An 18,376-nucleotide genomic window follows, 5' to 3' on the forward strand; every position below is an offset into this window, starting at 1 on the left:
ACCCAAATTTCCTTACTTATGTACAATATTCGAATTAAGATGAATGCATTAGCTATACAACGAAATTCCTATAAGGAGAACCCATGAGTGACAGCAGCAATCAGTTGATGCCCCTGTCCTTATCTGCACCAGGTGTTAACTTAGGTGCTTATATCAGCACCGTAAATCAGATTCCAATCTTGACAGCTGAACAAGAAAAAGAGTTAGCTGATCGCTATTTTTACGATCAAGATTTAGATGCTGCGAAAATGTTAGTGATGTCTCACTTACGTTTTGTGGTGCATATTGCGCGCAGTTATGCGGGCTATGGTTTGCCACAAGGTGATTTAATTCAAGAAGGTAATCTCGGTTTAATGAAAGCAGTTAAACGCTTTGACCCAAATATGGGCGTGCGTTTGGTGTCTTTTGCTGTGCACTGGATTAAGGCTGAAATTCATGAATATGTGATTCGCAATTGGCGTATTGTCAAAATTGCGACCACCAAAGCGCAACGTAAATTGTTTTTTAATTTACGTAGCCTAAAAAAATCAAGTAAAAAACTTACACTTGAAGAAGCACAATCAATTGCCAATGACTTAAATGTAACAGCCGAACAAGTCTTGGAAATGGAAGGTCGTTTAACCGCTTATGATGCTGCTTTTGAAGCTCAAGGTGATGACGATGATGAAGGTTCAACTCATGTTGCACCAGCGCTTTATCTCGAAGATAACCGCTATGACCCTGCTCGTTTAGTCGAAGAAGAAGATTACGAAGAACAAAGTACTTCAGCTTTGCATAATGCTATGGAACAGTTGGATGATCGCTCACGCAACATCTTACAGCGCCGTTGGTTAGATGATGATAAATCGACCTTGCATGAACTGGCTGCAGAGTACAATGTCTCTGCTGAACGTATTCGTCAGTTAGAAAAAAATGCCATGGACAAAATCAAAGTTGCCATGTCATCCAACTAAATCTTCAAAACGGTCTGCATACCAGACCAATAATTTATATTTTCAATAAAAGGGCGACATGCCCTTTTATTTTGCCTGATATTTTTTGTCAAATCTTTATTCTTAATAGATTTTGCCTTTAATCCCGCTTCGAAATTGTGTTAATGTTATGCGCAAATTTATGCAGATGACTGGCTTATGTGGATTGCAATTTCAGCACTGAATTTAGCGCTTGCAGTAATCTTAGGTGCATTTGGCGCACATGGTTTAAAAGCTCACGCAACTGAAGCTCAGTTGGCATGGTGGCAAACAGCAACTGATTATTTTTTCTACCACGCACTGGGCCTATTGGCACTGGCTATTCTCAGTAAAGTCATCCCACAACTTCCAATCAAAGCCAGCTTCTTACTCATCCAAATTGGTATTTTATTTTTCTGCGGTTCGCTTTATGTCATGGCACTGGGTTTACCACGAGGTTTAGGTGCAATTACACCCATTGGTGGAGCACTGATGATTGCAGGTTGGCTGGTCCTTGCATGGAATGCATTGAAATACGCTAAATAAAATTATTTTGATTTTAGACATCACAATTTGCGCAATCGAATGGAATGTATATGCAAATTTTCTTAAATGGTGAGCCTCAAGAAACCGCTTGCCAAAATCTTTTACAACTGGTTCAGGAACTTTCACTCGAAGGTAAACGCTTTGCCGTAGAAATGAATGAAATGATCATTTCCAAAAGTAAACTTGAACTTACCCCTATTGCTGAAAAAGACCGTATTGAAATCATTCACGCTGTCGGTGGCGGCTAATTTGGAGCTCTCCCATGCTAGATTTTCCTACTGAAAACTCCCCTCTTATTATCGGTTCTCGTACTTTTCAATCTCGTCTTCTCGTGGGTACGGGTAAATATAAAGACATGCAAGAAACTGATTTAGCAATTCAAGCCAGTGGCGCTGAAATTGTGACAGTGGCGATTCGCCGAGTAAACATTGGGCAAAATCCAGATCAGCCCAACTTACTGTCAATCCTTCCACCTGAAAAATACACCATCTTACCGAACACAGCGGGTTGTTTTGACGCCAATAGCGCAGTACGTACCTGTATGCTTGCACGTGAACTTTTAGATGGCCATAACCTGGTCAAATTGGAAGTATTAGGTGATGAGAAAACCCTTTATCCAAATGTAACAGCGACACTTGATGCTGCTCGCACATTGATTGAAGATGGTTTTGAAGTGATGGTGTATACATCGGATGACCCTATTGTGGCTCAAGAACTTGAAAGCATGGGTTGTGTTGCGATCATGCCTTTAGGTAGCTTAATTGGTTCTGGCCTAGGCATTTTAAATCCGCATACTATTTCAATTATTAAAGAAAATGCCAAAGTGCCTGTTTTGGTTGATGCTGGTGTAGGTACTGCAAGCGATGCCGCAATTGCAATGGAATTAGGTTGCGATGGCGTATTGATGAATACCGCGATTGCCGCTGCACATCATCCAATTTTAATGGCGTCAGCAATGAAAAAAGCGGTTGAAGCTGGACGTGAAGCCTATTTGGCGGGTCGTATGCCACGTAAACGAATGGCAAATGCGAGTTCACCAGAAACAGGTTATTTCTTTAAATAATCGTTTGAATTGCCTAAAAGGATTTTCCGAAGTCCTTTTAGGCTCAAAATATCTTGATAAATTCATTGAGAAAGATCATGAATAAAATAATAAATACCGCCCTGCTCCTGAGCGCTTATTCATCGCTAAGCTTTGCAAATCAGCCTTCTACCTCATTACAAAAATTTGTCCCAAACAATTGGGAAATTCTTGCTCAAGCAGAAGGTGATTTGAATCAAGATGGTAAAAAGGATATTGCCCTCATCATCCAACCTAAAAATGAAAATCAGCACAATCGAAAGCTTTTAGTGCTTTTTCAAAAAGGTCAACAATTACAACTTAAGCTAAGTCGACAAATTCCTAACTGGACCTATCGTTCAGAAGAACTCTGTATCGAAGATGCTCTAGATGACTCCTCATTGACGATAAAAAATCAACGCTTAGATGTGTTATTCAATACCATGTCATCCTGTAGCAATACGTATGGATTGATGTATACCTATGGGTTTAAACTAAAAAACAATCAATTCCACCTGATTGGATTTGATGCTTATGATTTAGATAAAATTAGTGGCAAACAAAAAGAAACCAGCCTTAACTTTCTAAGCAACAAAGCCAAAGTGACCACTACTCCAAATATCTTTGCAGAAGTTGAAACGCCAACCAAAATTGTTTGGAAAACACTGAGAACCTCGACAAGCTATACCTTGGAGAATATTCCTTGGGATAACGAACAATTTATTTATAACTTTAGCGTTCAATTTATTGGAGAAAAATAATGAAAAACAAAACTGAATTACTTTTATTTTGTACATTAACAACATGCTCAGCTTTGGTTTGGGCAGACACCAACACCAAAGCTGACTATCAATCATTTATCCCTAAAAACTGGAAAGTGCTGAGTAAAGTACAAGGTGATTTAAATGGAGATCAACAAGCAGATCTTGCTTTAATTATTGAAAATACAGATCCAAAAAATATTGTGACAAATGAGGGATTAGGTAATCCTCAGCTGAATTTAAACAATCGAAAGTTATTAATTTTATTTAAAGCCCCTCAAGGCTATCGTCTTGTTGCAAGTAATTCCACTCTACCCACCGAAGGTGATCAAGAATCACCTTGTCTTGCTGACCCTCTAGGTGAAGGCGATCCACTCACCATCAAAAATGGATTAGTTAAAATTAATTTACATTATTGGCTCAGTTGTGGTTCATGGTCTGTCTATAACAATGCTTTTACTTTCCGTTATCAAAACCAGTCTTTTAAGCTGATTGGTTACGATACAGATTACTTCCATCGTGCATCTGGTGAAACCAGTGCGAAAAGTATCAATTTTCTAACAGGTAAAATTAAAAACACTACAGGTGGTGGTGAGTTTGAAAATCAGGATCAAGCTAAGCAAGTTTCTTGGTCAAGATTAAAGAACAGTTATTCACTTAAACTTGAGCAGATCAATTTTAAAGACTACGGCGAGTTTGAATAAAACACGTTTCGTATCTACCAACGATTCATAAATATGCCATATTATTCTGAGAATAAAGGTGTCGAAGAGGACTCGATATTTGCCATAAAAAATTAGCTAAGACAAGGTAATCAAAAGTGATCGCTTGGAGAGATGCCTAAAAATAGGCGTAAATTTAACAACAAATTTACGATTCAGTGAATTGGAAGAAAACCATGAAAAATAACAATCTATTACTTCTATTTTTTACATTAACAGTCTGCTCAAGTTTAGTATGGGCAGAAACCGCTACTGGAGCTGATGTTCAAGCTTTCATTCCTAAAGATTGGAAAATACTAAGCAAAGTTCAAGGTGACTTAAATGGTGATCAACAAGCGGATATGGTACTGATTATTGAAAATACGGATCCCATAAATATTGTTAAAAATAAATTCAATCATAAAAAGCCAGCAAATCTTCTACTTAACCAAAATGAGCGAAAATTATTAGTTCTATTTAAAGACGCTCAAACTTACCGCCTTATCACCAGTAATTCTTCACTCCCTAGAGAAAGCAACAATGAACGCCCTTGCCTTATCGATCCATTGATTGTAGACAATTCACCAATCATCCAGAATGGACAACTTAAGATCACATTAAATTACTCGTTTCGTTGTAATTCATGGGAGGTCTTTAATAATATTTATACTTTCCGCTATCAAAACCCATCATTCGATCTGATCGGCTATGATTTACATTATTTCGATATACCATCAGGTGACAGTCGAACTGAAAGTACTAATTTTTTAACAGGGAAAATCAAAAATGTCACCAGTACGCAAGAACTTGATCGCAAAAATACACCAAAGATATCCTGGTCAAAATTAAAGAAAGCACCTTTGCCCAAACTTGAGCAAATCAACTTTGAGCGTTATGTTCAATGATGGATGTCTTTTATAAATTATTTTTTAAAAACAATAATTCAACATAAAAGAATCCCTCACCCTAGCCTTCTCCCAAAGCGAGAAAGAAGCTTATAACAATAAATTAGCTTTAAAATCCATGTTCTAAAATACGGATTTTAACATCAGCAACATGCTCTTTTACTTCAAGTTGATACGCTTGCATATGCTCAGTTTGTAAGTGTGCATTGAGATGCTCAATACTTTCCCATTTTTCAAGCATCACGATCAAATCAGAATCCTTGCTTTGATAACTTACATCAACACCAGCGTCGACCAATAGCTGATAACCATGACAGCCTTGCTCTTGTAATACTGTCGGGGTAATTTTCTTAAATGCTTGGATAATTTTATCTTTGTGTAATCCATTTGGATATGCACGGATTTCAGCGACAATGGTCAACATTTTAGACTCCTTAAATTTTTTAAATGAGATACTCAAAATTCCAATTTGCTTAAGCAAAAAGCTGCTGTAAATGTTGGCGATATGCCTGTTCATATTGCGCAATTTGTGGTGCCTTAATCACATCATTGACAATAAATGTTTCTAAACTTTGCATTCCTAAGAATTGATTGGCTTTATGAAAAGGTAAATACACACCATCTACACCAACACCATGGAAAAATTGCTCAGGATCATCAAACGCTTGTAAGGGTGCATTCCAAGTTAACGACAACATATATTTTTTCCCCTGAATCAAACCACCTGAGCCATATTTTTTGGTAGCATCAGAACGGCTACGACCATCGTTGGCATATAAACTGCCATGACCAGTGGTAAAAACATCATCAATATATTTTTTCATGGTCCACGGTGCACCCATCCACCAACCTGGCATTTGATAGATCACAACATCCGCCCAGAGATATTTTTCTACTTCTTCTTGAGCATCGTAATTTGCATCGGTACGTGTCACTTTTACACTGTGTCCCAAATCGCTAAGTACTGCTTCACCCAAGTCAGTCAGGGTGTCGTTTAACTCACCATTTGAATGTGCAAACTGTTTCGCACCATTTACGATTAAGATATTACTCATTGTTTACCTATGTTTTGCCAATACGCTTGATTTATGGCGCAACTATAGAGCTTATTTTTATCGCAAAAAATGCAAAAATAAGCAAAACATTATTGACTAAAAATCAACAATAAACATCTTTCCCTGTTTCTACCCATTTCACATTAATCAATTCAATAAAAAAGCACCCGTAGGTGCTTTGTATATCAATTCAAGCATACTTAAGGAATTAAACCTTCATCACGCATTGCAATCTGTACAGATTGACGTTCAGCGACTTTATTGCGTAATGCCACAATATTGGTAAATGGGGTTAGATCATGATGAATTGAATTCGACCAATTTGTCAGGACAAACAAGTAGGCATCAGCAGGACCAAAGCGGTCATTGACCAAATAATCGTATTCAGACTCTGCAAGATAGTCATCTATATATTTCAACATTTTATCTATAGTTGCATAGCCACGTACTTTTTCATCTTCAGTGATTGCTGGGTCAAAGAAGACGGCATATTCATCATGCAACTCTGAGTTTAAATAACCCAACCATTCTAAAACTTTAGCACGTCCCAAACCTGATGGTGGGATCAAATCCTGTTTAGGATCGTGTTGTGCAATAAAAGGCAGTACTGCAACATTTTCAGTCAAAAGTAAACCTGGATTGATTTCTAATGCGGGTACATAGCCTTTTGGATTGATTTCGTAATAATCTGCGCCCTTTTCTGTTTTATGCGTTTTTAAATCAACACGTTCTAGATCAAAATCAACATTAATTTCGTTGAGTAAAATATGGGCAGCTAAAGAACATGCACCTGGTGAATAATATAATTTCATATCTAATCCTTGTTATATGACTGTTTAAGTTGTAAATGGCTCAGATCACAATTTCAAGTCGTAAAACATAAAATTGCAAAAAGCATAAATTTATAAAATCAGCTATAACTTGAATATTCAACAAAATGAAGACTTTTTCAAGTCAAAGTTAACTGCTTTTTCACTAAGAGATGTTTTAACATACGCATCTTTAAAGAATGATGAAAGGTTTATAGTGATTAGTCTAAAAAAAGCGGAATGGTTTTCCAATATTCGTACAGATGTACTTGCTGGAATGGTCGTAGGCTTGGCACTTATTCCTGAATCAATCGCTTTTTCTGCAATTGCAGGCGTAGATCCACAAGTCGGCTTGTATGCATCATTTTGTATTGCAGTGAGCATTGCTTTCTTCGGTGGACGTACCGCAATGATTTCCGCAGCCACAGGCGCAATGGCGTTGCTGATGGTTACTCTCGTCAAAGATCATGGTTTACAGTATTTATTTGCCACCACAATTTTGACTGGAATTCTTCAGATTCTTGCTGGCTATTTTAAAGTTGCAAAACTGATGCGCTTTGTTTCACAGTCTGTCGTCTATGGTTTTGTTAATGCGTTGGCTATTCTCATCTTTGTGGCACAGATTCCTGAATTACAACGTATGGATTTGACGGCTTATCTATTTGTCGCCTTTGGCTTAGGGGTGGTTTATCTTTTCCCCTACATTCCCAAAATCGGTCAACTCATTCCCTCGCCTTTGGTGTGCATTATTATATTGAGTTTAGCTGCCTTATTTTTGGGTACAGATATGCGTACTGTTAGTGATTTAGGAAAATTTCCAGACACTTTACCGCTGTTTTTAATTCCAGACATTCCACTTAACTTGGATACCTTAAAAATTATTTTTCCTTATGCCATCACCTTGGCCACCGTGGGTTTACTCGAAACCATGATGACAACCACGATTGTTAATGAAGTGACCCAAACGGAAGGCGATCGTCATAAAGAATGCCGTGGGCAAGGCATCGCCAATATGGTCAGTGGGTTTATGGGGGGTATGGCAGGTTGTGCCATGATTGGGCAATCGATTATCAATGTGTCTTCTGGTGCACGAACTCGCTTATCGACCTTGGTTGCTGGTGTTTTTTTACTGTGTTTAGTGGTCTTTTTAAAAGAATGGCTGTCTTATATTCCAATGGCTGCACTGGTGGCAATTATGATTATGGTGGCTTTTACTACATTCAACTGGGACTCAGTCAAAAACTTTTCAAAACATCCCAAACAAAGCAATAGCGTGATGCTTGCGGTGGTGGTCATTGTACTGATGACGCATAATTTAGCTTTAGGTGTGTTGATTGGTGTACTTTTATCTGCACTTTTCTTAGTCAATAAATTAGAAAATGCAGTGCGTGTCCAGTCTCATCTATTGAACAGCACAACCCGCAAATATGAAATTTTTGGGCAAATTTTCTTTAGCAGTTCAGAAAAATTCTTTCAGTTTTTTGATTTTAATGAATCTGTTGATCATGTCATTATCGATTTAACCCATGCCCATATTTGGGATATTACCTCTGTTAGCATGTTCAATCAGGTACAAAACAAGTTTCTGCAAAATAACATTCAGGTTGAAATTATAGGGATGAATGAAGCAAGTCGTAGCTTGGTTGCTCAATTTAGTGCGGTAGAATAAACAGCTTTATTTTTCTCAAGGCAGTGATGATAAGCGTTTAATACAGGTAAAGAACAATAGCCAAAATAGTAATCGCAATACATTGTATCACTGCCAAATTTCTAAGGAATTTAATCATCGTAAACGACATCCATTTTAAAAATAATCCATTATTCAGCGAATATAACCGATATTTTGCTGTTAAATTGTGATTTTTATCTACTAAAATTTGAATATTTACTTAACCCGTCTCAATACCCTTATCTCAAAACCTTAACTTGGTCTCAATAAATTGAATATTGGCATTATTTGATGCTCAGTAAGCCTGTTAATATTCGTTTGTAATAAAATGAATATTCATTCCATATCGCTGAATCAAATACTAAAAATACCTATTATCAGGTATAGATAAAGCCATCAATATCTGAAAAACTAAGTCCAATAGACATGGGCGAGTTTTTTACATCATGAACAATGAGTTAAGTTTACCTGTTCCAGTCATCATCGTAGAAGATGAGCCGCTTATACAAAAAAGACTGACTGACATATTAATTAATCTAGGATACTCAATTGCAGATTTACGTTTTGCCCAAAGTTTAGCTCAAGCCAAAGAACAACTCAGTATACATTCAGCCTCTTTTGCATTGGTTGATTTAGGCTTGCCTGATGGAAATGGAATTGAGTTTATTGAGATTTTAAAAAACTATGATCCAACCATCATGATTTTAGTGATCTCTGCGTGGAGCACTGAAGATGCGATCCTCAATGCACTAAGTGCAGGTGCAACAGGCTATGTGCTCAAAGAAAGAGATGACTTAGAAGTTTCTCTTTCGATCAAAAGTGTCTTGCGTGGTGGAGCGCCGATTGATCCATTTATTGCTCAAAAAATTTTAAAACAACTACACTTTAATGAAAAAAATAATTCAAATAAAACTGCACCCTGTCAGAAAGTCACTGATCAGGACAGTGTATTATCCAAAAGAGAATTGGGAATTTTAGAACTGGTTTCTCAAGGCTTAAGCAATAAGGAAATTGCAGATCAACTCAATTTATCCCGTTATACCGTTGAATCTCATATTAAACATATTTATCGGAAACTTGCGGTATGCAACAGAGCCAAAGCCATCGATACAGCACGCAACTTAGGATTACTCGACTAATTCTAAAATTAATCGGGTTGTTCGGTCTTATGCTAAGTTTGACCCAGCATTTTGCTTTTGCTGGTGCAGCCTTAACAGGTCAGTCCAATACAACAGGTGTAGCCTGTCATTTTCAAATCCAAAGCATACAAGTTGCTCAAGCGCTTGCAAATCTTGAACAGGTTCCCCAACAGGGATGGAAAACAGTCACGTTGCCAGATGACTGGGAAACGCGCTGGAAAAACTACACAGGCACTGCTTGGTATAAAATCAAATGGCAATATCAGTGTGATCAGGAAAATCAACCTGTCGCCTTGCTGATTGAACGAATCAATATTGCAGGAGCTGTCTATAGCAATAATGAACTGTTATGGAAAGACAAATCCTTAATAGAACCATTGTCTAGAAGTTGGAATATGCCAAGGTATTGGGTGCTTCCTGCGACATCTATCCAAAACCAGCAAAATGAAATTTTAGTCCGTGTTGTAGGGGTTGCATCACAACATTCAGGTCTAGGAAAAATTAAATTTGGTCAGGCCGAAGATATCGCCAATCAACAGGATCAGTTGGTTTTTGAACGGCGAACTTTATTTTTTATCAATATTATTATTACCTTTGTGGTGGGAACTACAGGTTTTACCATTTGGCTATTTCGACGCCAAGAAAAAGCCTTTGGTTGGTTTGGTTTAACTTCATTTTTATGGGTATTGTTTGCCTATAATATTATTTCGACCATTCCTATTCCTTTTACCGACAGTATCTTAACAGCACGTCTAAATCTGGTGTTTTTAGTTGGATATACCTATTGCCTCTGTTTATTTGCTTGGCGTTTTGCCAATCGCAATTATCCGTATTTAGAACGTTTACTTTTATTGACCTCTACAATCGCGATTGCGGCATTGCTATTGACACCGATCAATTATCTAGAACCGAGCTTATCCTCTGTCTTTTTCTATTCTGGCATGGTATTTATTTTTAATTGTTTGTTTTTTCAGTGGATTGCTTTTAAACGTAGAAAGATGGACATTCTCCTGCTTGCGTTTATTTTCCTCATCTATTTACTTATTATTGTTCATGATTTTTATAGCATGATCCATCATCTGGATCAGACGCTCTATTGGACGCCATTGGCCGCACCAATTACCAGCTTAGCGATTTCGTTTATCTTGGCTTATCGTATTTCACAGAATGTTGGACGTATTGAAAAATTTAATCAGACGCTTGAAGAAACTATTGAAAAAGTCACGTTTGACTTAGAACAATCTTTAGATAAAAAGTACCAACTCGAAATTGATAATATGCGGTTGCAAGAGCGTCTAAACCTATCTCATGAATTACATGATGGACTGGGTGGTTCAATTGTTCGCTCGATGATTATACTGGATCACAGTGAACATATTGAAAAACAGCAAGTGATCTCTATGTTTAAACTGTTAAGAAATGACTTACGCCAAGTGATTGACTCAGGAAGCAGTGCTGGGGCAAAAATACCAGAAAGCCCAGTGATGTGGGTTGCGCCATTGCGTCATCGTTTTATACAAATTTTCGAAGAAATGGAAATTGAATCGACTTGGATTTTTGCAGAAAAATGGAAACATAAACCGCTTGCATTGATTTGTTTAACCTTTTCTCGTGTCGCAGAAGAAGCCTTAACCAATATTGTAAAACACAGCCATGCAACTGATGTCGAAGTTTCGTTGGTTGAAGATGAACGACAACAACTCGTTTTAACCATTCAAGACAATGGCATTGGCTTTGAAGTAGATCAGGTTCAAGCTGGTTTGCATGTGGGTTTGCAGAGTATGCAAGTGCGAGTAAAAAGAATTGGAGGTAATTTTGAAATCCATTCTCAGCAGGGTTTTACCGTGATCCGAGCCATAGTACCGTTGAAAGATAAAACTGAATAATTGGGATGGATGAAATAGAATTTCGACCACTCATTCGCTTGATCTATGAAGAGATTCAGTCTTAAATCAGTTGGTGCAATTTTTTATGTTCTATAGTTTTATAAAAGCATAAAAAAGAGAAACTAGATCACTAGTTTCTCTTTAAAAAAGATATCGCGTATTAGGATTTCTTTTTAGAACGCGCTAATACTGAACTCGCTGTAAGCAACATCAGTCCAAATAAAGACCACAGTCCCGTACTGCCCCCACTGCTCTTATGCCCACCTGTAGTACCACTTGATTCATTTAAATCTAAATCAACAATAACCGGATCGTGATCAGAAGAACGGAAAGCATCTGGCGCATAGAAAGAAGCAATTTGCTCTTCAGTCTTATATTCTTCATTGTAGTCTAATGCTGTTGGTTCATCAGCATTGATATGCCATGCAAAAGTACGTTTAACCATTGGGTATAAGTTTGCATCTGCAATTGCGTGATCTAAATTACCCGCACCACCATTCCCGGTTGCATCACTGGCCACACCAAAGACATAGCTATATGCAGATTTACCTTGCCCTACTTTTTCATCATTTAGCAATATTTTGTAGTTGGCTTTTTCAAATGCCAAGATTGGATCTTCTTTGGCATAACTGTTCATATCCCCGACCAATAAATAATTTGGCTTTTCAGCTTTGGTCGGGTTGGTTGCAATCCACTGAATCAATTTTTGTACTGCAGTAACACGAGTCGGATTCCAACAGCCTTGACCATCACCTTGGTTTGCTTCTGGTGAAGTTTTATCCTCAGGACAACTACCTTTAGACTTTAAGTGATTTGGTACAACAGTAAAGGTTTTTCCTCCCGTTACCGCTTGGAAGCTTTGTGCCATCGTGACTCGGTTTTTCTGTGTCAAATCATCATATACCACAGGATTACCAACAGGTTTTACACGTTTGCTATTATAAATAATCGCAACTGCAATCACATCAGTACCCAACTTATCCATATTCGGTGGGATGACATATTTCCAATCTGCACCTAAAGCTTTGGTTAAGTAATTCACAGCACTTTTTTCGCCATAACCATTGTTGGCAATTTCCATTAAGCCATAAACATCTGCATCAATGGTTTTAATCGCACTGACTATTTTGGCATGTTGACGATTAAATTCTGTCTCGGTGTTTGCACCACGATCTGGTTTAACACCAATCAGCGGAGAATTGTCATAATTTAAGACGTTAAATGCGGCAACACGAACCTGTTTACTCTCTTTTGCCAAGACGGTTGAATTCCGCAGATTACTGTCTTTGACAACCTCAGGCAAAGCTTTGTTTTGAATCGGTTGAATACGCCAAGCATTGAAACGGTATTCCAAAATCCCTTCAACATTTTTAAGCTGATAGCCTGTACGTAAAGTGTTTGCCGCATTAAATGTTTGTGGTAACCATGGTGTTCTGTTTTGATTGTTATAACCATCATCCAAGATAATCTTAGACAATAAATTTTGTTTTGCTAAAGCAACCGCTTCATTGGATTTCGCAGGATATAAATTGGTTGGGATATATAAGCGTCCCAAACTTAAAGACAATTGACCATATCGACCATAATCATAATTCTCGCTAACTGTTAGGGTTTGAGGAATTTTTACCAACATGCCTTGATAGCGCTTAGGTGCATTGCCTGTAGCATCGGTTAAACTTGAAAATGGCAGTTGAATCGGAGTAGAACTCACCAAACTTGCGGCTTGATTATTACAGGTTTGAATATTGCTGCTCAGTTGATCAATTTGCAATTGATTTTCATAATTGGTTAAACGCCCTTTCAGAATAACTTCTTCACCCACTTCACCGCCAGTGATTGTGCTTGCAGCAGGGAGATAGACAAAGATCGCATTGCTCAAATTTGCTTTCGCTTTACTGTCAGGGGTTTGAATATAGAAACCTGAAAAACCATTTTGATAGCGATAATCCGCTGTAATGACACCTCGAACCACATATTGCTGGTTTTGTGCCGCAGATTGTAAATCTGCAATTGCAGTATCAGCAGTACTACAACTGATTGCAGTGATTGGCGGTGTCGTTGTACCAGTACCTAAATAGCTACTGAATGCATTACGATCTGACCATTTGCTCCACTCACTGTCCAAATCAAAAGCACTATTTGGATCTACAGCGCTGACATCATTTTTATTTTTTATTCTGCTTAGGCTATTTCCAGCACTGGTGATTGTGTTCCCCCAACCGCCACTTGCAGGTCTTTCCCCAATCCGCCCAAAACGATCTACAGCTGTGCCTTTATACACAAGGACTAAGGCATCATCGCCATTAAATGACAAAGCATTTGCAACTTGATTTAATTTATTACCAATTTCTGCCTGTAATTCAGTACTGCCCACAATAAATTTGGCTTTGGTCGCAAGTGTTCCTTGTAAATCAACAGTTGTAGGAGTTGTTTTACCATTGCTATATAGCTGAATTTGATAATCAGCAAGGTTGACGGTTGATGCATCTGGATTATAAATTTCTAATCCTTTTCTACTTCCTGTACCATCAATGTATTGGCTAAACATCAATTGTGCATAGCTTGGAAATGAACAGCCCAATAGTGCAAGGCTTAAACAAAGTGTATGTGGTTTTAAATTTTGCATAATTTTTAACGTTTGTTGAAATTTAAAGCAGATTAATTTTTATTAATGACAATATCGTGAATTTGAATCATTCTATTTGATCCATTTATTGTTTAGACAAAATATATCACAGGCAAAGTGGACTAAAATTGTTATAACGACCTTAGAAATACGAGATCTTATGTAGATCATAAAAAAGCACCCTTTCGGGTGCAAAGCATGGAACTTTAAAAGATATTAAGCCTGCAATTGCATTTGCTGTAATTTAGCCACTTCTTGTTGCTTCAATAAATTACGTTGAATTTTGCCACTAGATGTTTTAGGTAAGCTTTCAACAAACTCAATTTCACGTGGGTAAGAGTGCTTAGATAATCGAGAACGTACATATTCTTGTAATTTAGCATTCAATTGGTGACAACCCGTGAACTGAGGCTTGAGTACAACAAAAGCTTTTACGATCTCTGTTCTTTCTGGATCAGGTTTACCAATCACGGCAGACTCTAAAACTTCAAAACATTCCAAAAGGGTACTTTCTACATCAAATGGCCCAACACGATAACCTGAAGTTGTAATGACATCGTCTGCACGACCAATAAAGTCAACCCCACCTAATTCATTCAAACGAACCGTATCCCCAGTTAAGTAATAATGACCAACAAAGGATTTACGATTATTTCCACCATAACCTTTAAACCATGTGAGTGGCGATTGAGAGAAGTCAATTGCTAGCGTTCCAATCTCACCTCGTTCAACTTCTTGGTTGTCTTGATTTAACACTGCAAAACGATGACCAGGATTAGCAAAGCCTGCTGAGCCAACTTTTATTGCATGTGCTAAAGCATGATGGTTACCAATCACCATACCTAATTCTGTTTGCCCATATTGGTCATAAATATTGACATTTAAGTCATGATTAAACCAGTGAATTACTTCAGGTGTTAAAGGTTCACCCGCACTGCTAACTGCTCGTAAATGCGCTTTGATTGAAGTACTAAATTTTTCTTTAAAGCCAAAGAACATACGAAATGCTGTAGGTGAACCGGTAAGATTACTGACTTGGTATTTTTGAATAATTTCCAAAGCATGGTCGACACTAAATGCACGTTCATCCATGATAATACTGTGTCCCAATCCCAATGGGCCAGCTATACCATAATATAGACCATATGCCCAACCTGGATCAGCAAGGTTCCAAAATGAATCATCTTCACGTAAATCAACGGCGTGACGCATATATTCTTTAAAGGCCAAAATCGCTTTTAATGGTACTGGAACCGATTTTGCCAAACCTGTTGTTCCAGAGGTAAACATCATTAAAAAATCATCAGTAAAACTCAACATGACGGGTGCACATTCAGCTGATTGACCTGCTAGTTCTTGCCAAAAATCTGCATCCTTTGTTGTAGCAAAATCTTGTGGATGAACGGTCAGAATATGTGGAAGTTCAATCCCGTTTAATTTTGGACGTTGTTCAGTGTTAGTGATGATCAGTTGGGTATTGGCTGTTGCTACGCGATGCTCAATCGCTTTTGATTCAAAGGCGGTAAATAAGGGCTGATAAATTGCTCCGATACGCCAAGTTGCCAATATGGTGATCAATAATTCTGGAGTACGTGGTAATAAGCCAGCAATACAATCACCAGTTTTTAAGCCTAGCGAGTGTAAATAATTGGCTAATTTTCCTGATGCTTGTGCCAGTTGTTCAAAGGTCCATTGTGAAGACTCACCGTTTTTACCTTCCCAGATCAAAGCCACTTTATTTAAACCGACAAAACGCTCGCAGCACTCGATATAGGCATTGATTGACTGTGGGTTGCCAACCAGTTGTTCATTGATTAGTTTTTCATAATCGAATTCTTGATAGGCTTGTTCCAATGTTTTCATGGCAATATCCTTGTATTTTCAGCACAAATCATCTCGATGTGCGGTTCCATATTTTGCTTTCTAGCTTTTCTAAAAATGTTGAATCATTCAACATGTGTTCCTATGCGTATAGATAACCATGATTAGAAATCACACACAATTTCCAAATACCTCAATTGTATTGCAGTTTTTGAACATCTGCTTTTCCTGTCATGGTGGAAGGCTTTAAAATAAAAAAGACCAGTGCGAAGCTGGTCTTGAGATAGAATTTTGATACGCTAATCTGCAATTGAACTTACTGAATCACCGCTCTTGCGATAACTAAACGTTGAATATCGGAAGCGCCTTCATAAATCTGACTGACTCGAACATCTCGATAGATTCGCTCTACTGGAAAATCAACAACATAGCCATAACCACCATGAATTTGTATCGCATCTGAACAGACTTTTTCAGCAATTTCAGATGCAAATAACTTCGCCATTGATGCTTCTTTTAGACAAGGTAAACCTGCATCCTTTAAACTTGCGGCATGGTAAATCAACTGCCGTGCTGCTTCGATTTGAGTGGCCATATCGGCTAAGCGAAATGCCACAGCCTGATGTTGTACCAACTCCACTCCAAAAGCTTTACGCTGATTGGCATATTCAACCGCAGCATCCAACGCTGCTCGTGCCATTCCCACACATTGAGCGGCAATACCAATGCGACCTGACTCTAAATTCGACAAGGCGATTTTATATCCTTCACCCTCATTTCCTAATATATTCTCAGCAGGAATCCGACAATTCTCAAAAACAATTGTTGCGGTATCTGAGCAATGTTGTCCCATTTTATCTTCAATCCGAGAAACGATATAACCTTCTGTATTGGTTGGAACGATAAAACAAGAAATGCCTTTCTTTGCTGCGGATTTATCCGTAACTGCAAACACAATCGCCACTTGCGCATGCTGTCCAGAAGTAATGAATTGTTTGGTTCCATTAATTACCCACGAATCGCCATCACGTTCTGCTTTACATAGTAAAGCACCTGCGTCTGAACCCGCCTGTGGTTCCGTTAAACAGAAACAGCCAAGCCATTGACCTGTTGCCAATGGTATTAAGTAGTCTTGTTTTTGTTGGTCTGTCCCATATTTTTGGATAATTCCACAAGGCAAAGAATTTTGTACGCTGACTATAGTTGAAATTGCACCATCTCCTGCGGCAATTTCTTCAATTGCCGCCACCAAGGAAATATAGTCCAAACCTGCGCCACCCCATTGATCAGATACGGTCATGCCTAATGCACCCAGTTCACCCAACTCTTTGAGTTCTTGATGAGGAAATTTTGCAGTTTTATCACGTTCAGCAGCTGTGGGTTTAAGTTTATTCTGCGAATAATTTCGCATCATTTCCTGAACCATTTTTTGTTCATCATTGAGAATCATTTGAGCATCCCTCTCAGCACTTTTAAATTTTAAATCACTGCAATCATGATCAGCGACCAATCAAAATCTCGTTGTTTGTATAAATTTAGGCTAAAGTCTGCCTAACATGATGGTTTAGATCATGTCAGGCAGTATTCAATTTTTTAAAAGTTTGCTATTGCTTGCGTTAAAGCAAAGTTAGAAATAAGCAGATGGATTAGATCAGGTTACTTTGGCTGCATACGGATTGCGCCGTCTAATCGAATTGTTTCACCGTTTAAATAGCTATTTTCACAGATATGACCAACAAGCTGTGCAAACTCTTCAGGCTTCGCAAGGCGTTTAGGAAAAGGCACCATTTCACCCAACGCATCTTGAACATTTTGTGGTAATGATTTCAACATCGGGGTTTCCATAATCCCTGGTGCAATGGTCATCACACGGATGGCATGTTGCGCAAGTTCTCGCGCCAAAGGTAATGTCATTGCAACAACAGCACCTTTAGATGCAGCATAAGCGGATTGACCAATTTGGCCATCAAACGCAGCCACTGAAGCAGTGTTAATAATCACACCACGATCTTCTTCACCTGCTTGTAATTCATAACGAGAAATGACATCTGCGGCAAAACGCAGCATGTTAAATGTTCCTGAGACATTAATATTCAATACTTTTTGAAATGCGTCTAAAGCATGGATGCCATTTTTACCCAGAACTTTGGCGGATGGACCGATCCCTGCACAATTAATTAAGCCATTTAATTGAGCATAATCCTGCTCCACATTTTTAAAGAATTGTTCAACAGCAACTTCATCCGTCACATCAAGTTGAACAAATTTAGATTTTTCACCTAAGCGCTTCTGCATTTCTTCGCCAAGCTGGTGATTCATATCCACCATGATCACTTTCGCACCTTGACCAATCAAATGTGTGGCTGTCGCTGCACCTAATCCAGATGCACCACCAGTCACAACAAAAACTTTTCCTTCAATTTTCATTTTATTTTCCTAGTTCATTGT

Annotated in this window: 17 protein-coding genes; 10 read left to right on the plus strand and 7 right to left on the minus strand. The window is 38.2% G+C overall.

The features are described 5' to 3' along the window. Positions 1 to 83 precede the first annotated feature (83 nt). From rpoH to AS4_RS12935, 7 genes are all read left to right on the plus strand, one after another. Entirely contained in the window at positions 84 to 953 is an 870-nt protein-coding gene (gene rpoH, locus AS4_RS12905) for an RNA polymerase sigma factor RpoH (RefSeq protein WP_004719424.1), read from the plus strand. A gap of 177 nt (positions 954 to 1,130) precedes the next feature. Then, positions 1,131 to 1,496: a DUF423 domain-containing protein gene (locus tag AS4_RS12910; RefSeq protein ID WP_004719421.1), complete on the plus strand. Its 366-nt coding sequence runs from the start codon at positions 1,131 to 1,133 to the stop codon at positions 1,494 to 1,496. A gap of 50 nt (positions 1,497 to 1,546) precedes the next feature. Then, positions 1,547 to 1,744, plus strand: coding sequence for a sulfur carrier protein ThiS (gene thiS / locus AS4_RS12915; RefSeq protein WP_004719420.1), 198 nt, complete (start codon positions 1,547 to 1,549; stop codon positions 1,742 to 1,744). A 14-nt stretch (positions 1,745 to 1,758) separates the two neighbouring features. Then, entirely contained in the window at positions 1,759 to 2,559 is an 801-nt protein-coding gene (locus AS4_RS12920; protein ID WP_004719418.1) for a thiazole synthase, read from the plus strand. 77 nt (positions 2,560 to 2,636) lie between these two features. Continuing rightward, complete coding sequence (locus AS4_RS12925; protein WP_096734401.1) at positions 2,637 to 3,317, plus strand: hypothetical protein; 681 nt, start codon at positions 2,637 to 2,639, stop codon at positions 3,315 to 3,317. After that, positions 3,317 to 4,021: a hypothetical protein gene (locus tag AS4_RS12930; protein ID WP_096734402.1), complete on the plus strand. Its 705-nt coding sequence runs from the start codon at positions 3,317 to 3,319 to the stop codon at positions 4,019 to 4,021. Before AS4_RS12925 ends, AS4_RS12930 begins: the two co-directional genes overlap by 1 nt. Positions 4,022 to 4,215: 194 nt before the next feature. Beyond that, positions 4,216 to 4,923, plus strand: a complete 708-nt coding sequence (locus tag AS4_RS12935; RefSeq protein WP_096734403.1) for a hypothetical protein — start codon at positions 4,216 to 4,218, stop codon at positions 4,921 to 4,923. Positions 4,924 to 5,032: 109 nt separating this feature from the next. Here AS4_RS12935 and AS4_RS12940 read toward each other — a convergent pair whose 3' ends face one another. The 3 genes from AS4_RS12940 to AS4_RS12950 form a co-directional block, all read right to left on the minus strand. Beyond that, a complete protein-coding gene (locus AS4_RS12940) occupies positions 5,033 to 5,347 on the minus strand; it encodes a putative quinol monooxygenase (protein ID WP_096734404.1) in 315 nt (104 codons plus the stop codon). Between the two features lie 49 nt (positions 5,348 to 5,396). Continuing rightward, positions 5,397 to 5,978: an NAD(P)H-dependent oxidoreductase gene (locus AS4_RS12945; RefSeq protein ID WP_096734405.1), complete on the minus strand. Its 582-nt coding sequence runs from the start codon at positions 5,976 to 5,978 to the stop codon at positions 5,397 to 5,399. A gap of 200 nt (positions 5,979 to 6,178) precedes the next feature. Continuing rightward, positions 6,179 to 6,790 carry a glutathione binding-like protein gene (locus AS4_RS12950; protein ID WP_004719407.1) on the minus strand — a complete coding sequence of 204 codons (612 nt, stop codon included), beginning with the start codon at positions 6,788 to 6,790 and terminating at the stop codon, positions 6,179 to 6,181. A gap of 214 nt (positions 6,791 to 7,004) precedes the next feature. Here AS4_RS12950 and AS4_RS12955 point away from each other — a divergent pair, with 214 nt between their 5' ends. From AS4_RS12955 to AS4_RS12965, 3 genes are all read left to right on the plus strand, one after another. Then, entirely contained in the window at positions 7,005 to 8,456 is a 1,452-nt protein-coding gene (locus AS4_RS12955; RefSeq protein ID WP_096735527.1) for a SulP family inorganic anion transporter, read from the plus strand. Between the two features lie 446 nt (positions 8,457 to 8,902). Then, positions 8,903 to 9,595 carry a LuxR C-terminal-related transcriptional regulator gene (locus tag AS4_RS12960; protein WP_096735528.1) on the plus strand — a complete coding sequence of 231 codons (693 nt, stop codon included), beginning with the start codon at positions 8,903 to 8,905 and terminating at the stop codon, positions 9,593 to 9,595. After that, positions 9,541 to 11,481 carry a sensor histidine kinase gene (locus AS4_RS12965; RefSeq protein ID WP_096734406.1) on the plus strand — a complete coding sequence of 647 codons (1,941 nt, stop codon included), beginning with the start codon at positions 9,541 to 9,543 and terminating at the stop codon, positions 11,479 to 11,481. Before AS4_RS12960 ends, AS4_RS12965 begins: the two co-directional genes overlap by 55 nt. Positions 11,482 to 11,641: 160 nt before the next feature. Here AS4_RS12965 and AS4_RS12970 read toward each other — a convergent pair whose 3' ends face one another. The 4 genes from AS4_RS12970 to AS4_RS12985 form a co-directional block, all read right to left on the minus strand. Then, on the minus strand, positions 11,642 to 14,107 hold the full coding sequence (locus AS4_RS12970; RefSeq protein WP_096734407.1) for an ExeM/NucH family extracellular endonuclease: 2,466 nt from the start codon (positions 14,105 to 14,107) through the stop codon (positions 11,642 to 11,644). Positions 14,108 to 14,323: 216 nt separating this feature from the next. Continuing rightward, entirely contained in the window at positions 14,324 to 15,970 is a 1,647-nt protein-coding gene (locus tag AS4_RS12975; RefSeq protein ID WP_096734408.1) for an AMP-binding protein, read from the minus strand. Positions 15,971 to 16,244: 274 nt separating this feature from the next. Further along, positions 16,245 to 17,378: an acyl-CoA dehydrogenase family protein gene (locus AS4_RS12980; RefSeq protein WP_096734409.1), complete on the minus strand. Its 1,134-nt coding sequence runs from the start codon at positions 17,376 to 17,378 to the stop codon at positions 16,245 to 16,247. A 206-nt stretch (positions 17,379 to 17,584) separates the two neighbouring features. Next, the gene (locus AS4_RS12985; protein ID WP_096734410.1) at positions 17,585 to 18,355 is read right to left on the minus strand and encodes a 3-hydroxyacyl-CoA dehydrogenase; all 771 of its coding nucleotides are present in this window, start codon (positions 18,353 to 18,355) and stop codon (positions 17,585 to 17,587) included. Positions 18,356 to 18,376 lie beyond the last annotated feature (21 nt).

Origin of the sequence: Acinetobacter guillouiae, from assembly GCF_002370525.2 — a bacterium.
GTDB lineage: Bacteria > Pseudomonadota > Gammaproteobacteria > Pseudomonadales > Moraxellaceae > Acinetobacter > Acinetobacter guillouiae.

Coding starts and splice junctions, on each gene's coding strand:
- rpoH (WP_004719424.1), top strand. CDS start 84: ATGAGTGACAGCAGCAATCAGTTGATGCCCCTGTCCTTATCTGCACCA.
- AS4_RS12910 (WP_004719421.1), top strand. CDS start 1,131: ATGTGGATTGCAATTTCAGCACTGAATTTAGCGCTTGCAGTAATCTTA.
- thiS (WP_004719420.1), top strand. CDS start 1,547: ATGCAAATTTTCTTAAATGGTGAGCCTCAAGAAACCGCTTGCCAAAAT.
- AS4_RS12920 (WP_004719418.1), top strand. CDS start 1,759: ATGCTAGATTTTCCTACTGAAAACTCCCCTCTTATTATCGGTTCTCGT.
- AS4_RS12925 (WP_096734401.1), top strand. CDS start 2,637: ATGAATAAAATAATAAATACCGCCCTGCTCCTGAGCGCTTATTCATCG.
- AS4_RS12930 (WP_096734402.1), top strand. CDS start 3,317: ATGAAAAACAAAACTGAATTACTTTTATTTTGTACATTAACAACATGC.
- AS4_RS12935 (WP_096734403.1), top strand. CDS start 4,216: ATGAAAAATAACAATCTATTACTTCTATTTTTTACATTAACAGTCTGC.
- AS4_RS12940 (WP_096734404.1), bottom strand. CDS start 5,347: ATGTTGACCATTGTCGCTGAAATCCGTGCATATCCAAATGGATTACAC.
- AS4_RS12945 (WP_096734405.1), bottom strand. CDS start 5,978: ATGAGTAATATCTTAATCGTAAATGGTGCGAAACAGTTTGCACATTCA.
- AS4_RS12950 (WP_004719407.1), bottom strand. CDS start 6,790: ATGAAATTATATTATTCACCAGGTGCATGTTCTTTAGCTGCCCATATT.
- AS4_RS12960 (WP_096735528.1), top strand. CDS start 8,903: ATGAACAATGAGTTAAGTTTACCTGTTCCAGTCATCATCGTAGAAGAT.
- AS4_RS12965 (WP_096734406.1), top strand. CDS start 9,541: ATGCAACAGAGCCAAAGCCATCGATACAGCACGCAACTTAGGATTACT.
- AS4_RS12970 (WP_096734407.1), bottom strand. CDS start 14,107: ATGCAAAATTTAAAACCACATACACTTTGTTTAAGCCTTGCACTATTG.
- AS4_RS12975 (WP_096734408.1), bottom strand. CDS start 15,970: ATGAAAACATTGGAACAAGCCTATCAAGAATTCGATTATGAAAAACTA.
- AS4_RS12980 (WP_096734409.1), bottom strand. CDS start 17,378: ATGATTCTCAATGATGAACAAAAAATGGTTCAGGAAATGATGCGAAAT.
- AS4_RS12985 (WP_096734410.1), bottom strand. CDS start 18,355: ATGAAAATTGAAGGAAAAGTTTTTGTTGTGACTGGTGGTGCATCTGGA.